General features: G+C 41.3%; 11 protein-coding genes. 6 read left to right on the forward strand and 5 right to left on the reverse strand.

All coding sequences use genetic code 11. The annotated features are described in order from the left end of the window. Window positions 1–5 precede the first annotated feature (5 nt). Window positions 6–956, reverse strand: coding sequence for a 16S rRNA (cytosine(1402)-N(4))-methyltransferase RsmH (gene rsmH / locus ADI58_RS04550; RefSeq protein WP_049521628.1), 951 nt, complete (start codon window positions 954–956; stop codon window positions 6–8). A gap of 166 nt (window positions 957–1,122) precedes the next feature. On the opposite strand from rsmH, the gene ADI58_RS04555 reads away from it, so the two are divergent. The 6 genes from ADI58_RS04555 to ADI58_RS04580 are packed head-to-tail and all read left to right on the forward strand — an operon-like array spanning window position 1,123 to window position 3,542. Then, a complete protein-coding gene (locus ADI58_RS04555; protein WP_001082470.1) occupies window positions 1,123–1,317 on the forward strand; it encodes a helix-turn-helix transcriptional regulator in 195 nt (64 codons plus the stop codon). 15 nt (window positions 1,318–1,332) lie between these two features. Next, window positions 1,333–1,875, forward strand: coding sequence for a DUF3278 domain-containing protein (locus ADI58_RS04560; protein WP_049521629.1), 543 nt, complete (start codon window positions 1,333–1,335; stop codon window positions 1,873–1,875). Between the two features lie 9 nt (window positions 1,876–1,884). Continuing rightward, window positions 1,885–2,127, forward strand: a complete 243-nt coding sequence (locus ADI58_RS04565) for a hypothetical protein (RefSeq protein ID WP_049521630.1) — start codon at window positions 1,885–1,887, stop codon at window positions 2,125–2,127. Window positions 2,128–2,137: 10 nt separating this feature from the next. After that, complete coding sequence (locus ADI58_RS04570) at window positions 2,138–2,464, forward strand: hypothetical protein (protein ID WP_000839384.1); 327 nt, start codon at window positions 2,138–2,140, stop codon at window positions 2,462–2,464. 26 nt (window positions 2,465–2,490) lie between these two features. Beyond that, window positions 2,491–3,069, forward strand: coding sequence for a DUF3278 domain-containing protein (locus tag ADI58_RS04575; protein WP_049521631.1), 579 nt, complete (start codon window positions 2,491–2,493; stop codon window positions 3,067–3,069). Then, window positions 3,066–3,542: a glutathione peroxidase gene (locus ADI58_RS04580; protein ID WP_049521632.1), complete on the forward strand. Its 477-nt coding sequence runs from the start codon at window positions 3,066–3,068 to the stop codon at window positions 3,540–3,542. The genes ADI58_RS04575 and ADI58_RS04580 overlap by 4 nt, the downstream gene beginning before the upstream one ends. A 142-nt stretch (window positions 3,543–3,684) precedes the next feature. On the opposite strand, the gene ADI58_RS04585 is transcribed toward ADI58_RS04580, so the two are convergent. Genes ADI58_RS04585 through ADI58_RS04600 form a run of 4 tightly spaced genes read right to left on the reverse strand, consistent with a single transcriptional unit; the run spans window position 3,685 to window position 6,435 of the window. Then, window positions 3,685–3,978, reverse strand: a complete 294-nt coding sequence (locus tag ADI58_RS04585) for a DUF5960 family protein (protein WP_045612269.1) — start codon at window positions 3,976–3,978, stop codon at window positions 3,685–3,687. Beyond that, on the reverse strand, window positions 3,971–4,333 hold the full coding sequence (locus tag ADI58_RS04590) for a hypothetical protein (RefSeq protein WP_049521633.1): 363 nt from the start codon (window positions 4,331–4,333) through the stop codon (window positions 3,971–3,973). Before ADI58_RS04590 ends, ADI58_RS04585 begins: the two co-directional genes overlap by 8 nt. After that, on the reverse strand, window positions 4,330–5,745 hold the full coding sequence (locus ADI58_RS04595; protein WP_049521634.1) for a Y-family DNA polymerase: 1,416 nt from the start codon (window positions 5,743–5,745) through the stop codon (window positions 4,330–4,332). Before ADI58_RS04595 ends, ADI58_RS04590 begins: the two co-directional genes overlap by 4 nt. Window positions 5,746–5,748: 3 nt before the next feature. After that, window positions 5,749–6,435, reverse strand: coding sequence for an XRE family transcriptional regulator (locus ADI58_RS04600; protein ID WP_049521635.1), 687 nt, complete (start codon window positions 6,433–6,435; stop codon window positions 5,749–5,751). Between the last annotated feature and the right edge of the window lie 212 nt (window positions 6,436–6,647).

Raw genomic sequence — 6,647 nt, forward strand, 5'->3', positions numbered from 1 at the left:
TCCTCTTACTTGTGAATTTTTCTGGCCACGCGCAACTTAGCTGAGTGCGAGCGGTTATTGGCTTCTAATTCTTCTGCACTTGGCAAGATTGGCTTACGGGATACCAATTCCATCTTGGGCTTGAGATCATCTGGGATGAAGGGCAAGCCTTTTGGAACTTCCACTGTTGAAGATTCCTTGAACAATTGCTTGGTCAAGCGGTCTTCTAGTGAATGAAAGGTAATCACTGAAATTCTACCATCCAGAGCCAACATCTCCATAGCCTGCTGGATAGATTCATCTGCTGCTCCCAGTTCATCATTGACTTCAATTCGAATAGCCTGGAAAATCTGCTTGGCAGGATGGCCCTTCTTCTTGAGCTCCTTGGCAGGTTTAGCCGACTTGATAATCTCTGCCAACTCAGTCGTTGTCTCGATTGGCTTGACTTCCCGAGCTTGTTCAATCTTACGCGCAATCTGTTTAGAGAATTTATCCTCGCCATACTTGAAGAAAATACGAACCAAGTCATGATAGTCATAGTGATTCACCACTTCATAGGCTGTCAAACTAGCATCCTGATTCATCCGCATGTCCAGTGGTGCATCCTTTTTATAAGAAAAACCACGCTCACGCTGGTCTAATTGAGGACTAGACACTCCTAAGTCATAACAAATTCCATCAATTTCCTGAACACCAGCTTCGCGCAAACGTGCCTGTAAATGACGGAAGTTATCCTTGATAAAGGTTACCATCTCTTTTTCGATATAGGGTGCCAAGCGTTTTTGCGCGTTGTCAATGGCATTCTGGTCCTGGTCAAAGGCATAGAGATGGCCTTTTTCACTTAATTTACTTAATAAATATTCGCTATGGCCCGCTCCACCCAAGGTCGCATCAACGTAGATACCGTCAGGCTTTACGTCGAGCATATCAACCGTTTCGTGGAGTAAGACCGTTACATGATGAAATTCTTTTGTCATATCTTATCTATTTTACCACAAATCTGACTAGCTTGCACTAGTCAGACAAATAGGGCAAAAACAAGTAAGATTTCTTTAAGAAATATGTCAAATATGCTTGACATTCACTCTATAGAAGAATATAATGTAGTCAAATATATACGACACAAATCAGAAAGGAGACCAGATGAATCGTGTGAAAGAATTTCGCAAGGAACTGGGCATTTCCCAGCTCGAACTCGCCAAGGATATCGGTGTCTCGAGACAAACCATCAATATGATTGAAAACGACAAGTACAATCCAACCCTGGAACTCTGTCTCAATCTCGCCCGCAGCCTCCAAACTGACCTCAACAGTCTCTTTTGGGAGGATGATTTTTAAAAAAGGAGCCAACTTATGAAAAAAGAAACCTTCACTGAAAAACTGATCAAGCGCACATACGGTATTTCTGGTCCCCTTGACGAATACAAACGGCGTGAGGCCGATAGTATTGGGAACCAAGTCTTTATCGTCCTCTTTTATCTGATGATTTTCGGAAATCTTATTCCACTCCTTCTGGCCTATAAATACCCTCAAGAAGTGGCTCTAATCTATCCTCCTCTGATTTTAGTGATTGCCCTCATCGTTGCTGGCTATGTCACCTACCAAATGAAAAAAACAGGGATTACAGCTATTGATCCAGATATGCTGAGTGAGAAAGAAAGTAAGCAACTACACTACCCAGGTCTTAAAGCAGGTTTGTTCTTTGGTCTATGGATGTTTTTTATAACTCCTCTTCTCAGTATACTCATAGGTGAAGGTCAGGACTATTTTCATTCTCTTCTCACTATAAGAAATGGTGTATCAAGCATTCTCGGTTCTATCTTCTTCGGAGCGAGCATACAGTTCCTCATCTCCCGTCGCATTGCAAAAACTAAGAAAGATCAAGATGAGGATTAGGAGGAAACTATGAAAAAAGAAAAGAAACAGTTACGTTATCCTGGTCTGAAAGCAGGTTCGATTTATGGAACAGTGATATTTTTTATAATTCCACTCATTGATACCCTAACAAGTGAAAATCCAAATTTTATCACTTCTCTTCTAAATACAAAACATATTTTTAAAACTATACTGGGAGCTTTCTTTTTCGGAGTGATGATGCATACTGTTGACTCACTTCGTATTGCAAGAGCTAAAAAAGACCAGGATTAGGAGGTGCCCTATGAAATCACTAGTAACTTTACTTACCTATCATCTTTTGTTCAGTTCTCTGCTCATCTTCATCATCATTTCAGGGAACTTGCCAATCGACGAGACATTCCTCGTGCTAGTCTTTATTCTAGCACTTAACAAAGTACTGACTTATCTAAAGATTGACTCCCCAAAAACGCGCACACTTAACTTAGCACTATACTTTATGATTCTATCTTTTCCACAACTGATGCTCGTCTCAGGCAATTGGAATTATTATTTACTGCTGACTATCGCTAGCCTTTCTTCTATCATTTATCTTTATTATCTCTATCAATTCGTAAAAGAAAGTCAGTAAAACCGCTCATTTAGGAGGTTACCAGCATGAAAAAAGAAGACTTAACCACTCGCCTACTCCGAAATCTCTTTCATATTCAAGGCCCTTTTGATGAATGTCGGCAAGAGATTATCTACAAGGCTTGTGCCCGTTCCATGGTCCAAATCTTTTACTCTTCCTTCATTCTCTTCTTGTTTTATCTATTATTTGGACGCTTCATAGAAGCCGTTCGCTATGCCATGCCCTACATTTACTCTGGACTCATTTTTTTCATTACCTTAAAAACTCAAAGAGCTGTCAAAGAACTCCATCTGGAAAAAGATGACAAGTCAGAAATCATCCTCAAAACCTACAGCAAAGCCCAAATCAAATTTCGAAGCTGGGTTGTGTTTATCGGTCTTCAGATTGGCCTCTTTACCCTACTCATCTTTCATAAAGTCTTCGTTCAGCAGATGTCCTTTTCAGATTTTGGTAAGTTGCTCATACAATTCGATAAAAGTGTTCCTCTTCTGATGTATGGCCTGATTATCGGTAGCATTTTTGGAACCCTGACCTACGGATTTCTATCATTACAGGAGGAGAAAACTCCTAAAAATACCAATCAGAAGGAGAAAAGCAAGCAATGACTTCACTATACGATTTTTCAGTCTTGAACCAAGACCATCAAGAAACTCCACTAGAGACCTATCGTGGTAAGGTTCTCTTGGTTGTCAACACTGCTACTGGATGTGGTTTAACGCCCCAGTACCAAGGACTCCAAGAACTCTATGACCGCTATGAAAAACAAGGTTTTGAGATTTTAGACTTCCCTTGCAATCAGTTTATGGGACAAGCACCAGGTAGCGCAGAGGAAATCAACACCTTCTGTAGCCTACATTATCAGACCACCTTCCCACGTTTTGCCAAGATAAAGGTCAACGGTAAGGAAGCAGATCCTCTCTATGTTTGGTTGAAAGAACAAAAATCTGACCCACTGGGAAAACGAATCGAATGGAATTTCGCTAAATTTCTCATCGGTCGTGATGGGCAGGTCTTTGAACGCTTCTCTTCCAAAACAGACCCAAAACAAATTGAAGAGGCAATACAAAAACTACTATAATTCACAATCTCACTATGATTAGGTTTCCTTTAGCCTGATGAATAGTGAGATTTTTTGATGGGCTTTGACTTAAATAGAAAAACACCCCATGATGTGAACCATGAAGTGTTGTAAAAATGATACATTCATAGCAGACAAGCCACTACTGACTGCTATTCTTGACTCCTGAGTATGTATAGGTCCGATTTCTAGGACACGCTTTTTCCGTTACCACCCTAAAATAAAAGCGATGCTTCCGTCCATCCTTGGCATTTTCCTTGTTTAAGACAAAGTAGTTTTTCTGATTCATCGCCATGGTTCGTAGGATGTCATCAATCAAGAAAGTCAAGGGTACGTTCATGGCAGAGTATTTTTGAAAATCCTCTTCAAAATGAATATAGTTATCTGAAAAATAATCCATCTGCAGTTTGTTTTCATACAGCTCTTTTCTAGTCATAAACTCCCTCCTCCCACAGTCGAATTTCGAGGATATCTGCAACCTCTATCAACCTATATCCCTCGTTTGTCCTAATAGATAGAGTCTGAGGCGATAACTCTCTCACCACACCGATGATAGTGGTTTTCTGCTTCTTTTCCTTTAGCACAAAACTTCCCCTAAGTTGGCCAACATAAAGCTGAGAAAGCAAGTGCAACTTCTCATCTGGAGTCAAATCCGTAGAAAAATCAACACGGCTTTTTTCTTCACTAAGCGAACTAGTATGTTCTGAAAGGTAAAACCCCATCCACTTCTGCATACCTGGATCTTGATAATCTCGCGCAGATTGAAAAGGTAAATAAGAACGATCAATCATTTTAATCCATCTAATCCTCCAGCAGAATGTCCCCCAATCAGCTTGCTTCTAGCAAGACTCCTAGAGGCTTCTTCCAGTGCATTTGCTCTTAAAAGGGAAGTGAAACCAAATTGTTCCCGAATGGAGTCAATGGCCGTCTGGAGCCTTTCTTCTTTTTCTAACTTGTCAACATCATCAAAGAGAGATATCAAACCAAAGGACTCGTCTACAAAGCCTGAATAGTTTACTCCGACACTTCTGACTGCTCCAGAAGTGTATTTGTCATGAAATAGCTTCAAAACATAATCCGTTAAGACAGCTGTATTATTGGTAGGTTCGACCTTCATTTGTGTGTGAATAGACGACCTAACCTCCTGTTTAGAGAAACCGACATAGATAGAGACAAGGGTTGTTTTCTTTCCAGACTTTCTCAATCTAATAGCTACCTGCTCAGCCATTTCCCGGAGAATAATTTCAATATCCCGTAGCTTCACGTAGTCTCTAGGCAAGATTTGAGAATTTCCCAAACCCTTGGATTTGGTTTTATAGGGCTTATGAACATTGCTCTCATCAATTCCGTTAGCATGAAACCACAAACGCAGGCCAGCCTGACCCAGAGCTTTCTTTAACTGGTCGGGATTGCTGATTGCCAATTCCTTGATGGAAAAAATCCCCAGAGCATGCAAGCGTTTCTCCATCCGCCTGCCAATTCCCCAAAAGTCGGTCATCTTGGGAATGGACCAGACCTTCTCTTCCACATCCTGGTAAGACCAGTTGGCCCTCATGGTCGGAGTGTGCTTAGCCTCATTATCCAGAGCCAACTTGGCCAGTAAAGGATTGGCATTTGACATACCTACTGTAGAGTAGATCCCTGTCTGCCTCCAAATATCCCTCTGAATACGAGCAGAAAGCATATCCAGCTTGTCTTTGCGAGAGAGACTCTTATCTGGGATGAAATAGTTGAGCGAGCTAGTCAGGTCAATAAAGCCCTCATCGATAGAGTAGGGATAAATATCATCTGGACTGCCATAGTTTTGAAAGATTCGCTGAATTTCCATATTGACCGCTATGTACTCATCCATCCTGGGTGGCACAATCAAGGTCACTTGAGCCCAATCTTCGATGTAGCGAACATAGTCTGAATCAGTAGGCAACCCCTGCTTTCTAGCATTATAGTAGGAAAATTTGCGGGTCTTGATATCAAAAGGCAACTCATAGGCCCGACCAACATTTGACTTGCCAAAAATCTTCTTAAACAGGGGAGAGGAGGCTAGGATAAGACCAGTGGAATTATCCGCGCGACTCATGACACAAAGCGAGGTTTTCAGCGGATGTAAGCCCCTTTTCACGCACTCAACACTGGCATAAAAGGATTTCATATCGACAAAGGCAATGTCACTTTTGGGCTCTCTGGAATAATCAAAGTAGCCCATTGGCTATCCCTCCATCGGTACAAAGTTCCCAACGATAATCCCCACAATCCGAGGATCTTCCTCATAGGAGATGAAAATATCCTTGTATTTAGGATTGATAGAGACCAGACGCAATCCATTCTCCTCTCGATAGACCCGTTTGATATAGGTCTGGTTGTTGCAAACCACTGCATAAACCGCCCCATCATAGTCAAATCCTGTCTCTCGAATCAGAGCTACTGAGCCATTTTGGTATTTAGGTTCCATGGAGTCCCCAGACACCCATGACGCAAAATCATGAGCCAACTCCTCATTAAAGTAAACCGTATCAAAATTCTGATCATCGTAGACCGAAGCCCCAATCCCTGCTGACATGCGTTCATAAACACAATACTCGTAGAGGCGCTCTGGCATAGGAGCCACTTTCTGGACTTTCTCCTCTTGAGATAGGTTGCGAGCATAGAGAACAACCTTCTCCTGACCTTGCTTGGAGAGGCTATGGTAGAGACGGACAATCTCGATCTGAGTAAAATATCCTTTTGGTACTTTTAAAATATTCTCTAGCTGAAACACCTTCTCCTTAGACGGTTCTTTGATTCCACGTTCCCAAGCTGAGTAAGCCTGGAAACTAATCCCAAGTTGCTCTGCAATTTCCTTCTGTGTCAGTTTTAACTCTTTCCTCCGAGCCTTTAATTTTTCTGGCTGATACATACTTCACCTCCTATTATGATACTTTAATGGACATTATCTCCCTTAGAAAGACTAATCGATGCTTGAAGCCATATTTCAAAACTCAACCAATATGGTTTAGTTTTATTATATAAAAAAAGTGTACAAATGTCTACTAGGAATATCATAAACATCATGAGTTTTATACTCAATGAAAATCAAAGAGCAAACTAGGAAACTAGCCGCAGGCTGTA

The organism is Streptococcus mitis, assembly GCF_001074635.1.
In the GTDB taxonomy this organism is placed as follows: domain Bacteria; phylum Bacillota; class Bacilli; order Lactobacillales; family Streptococcaceae; genus Streptococcus; species Streptococcus mitis_E.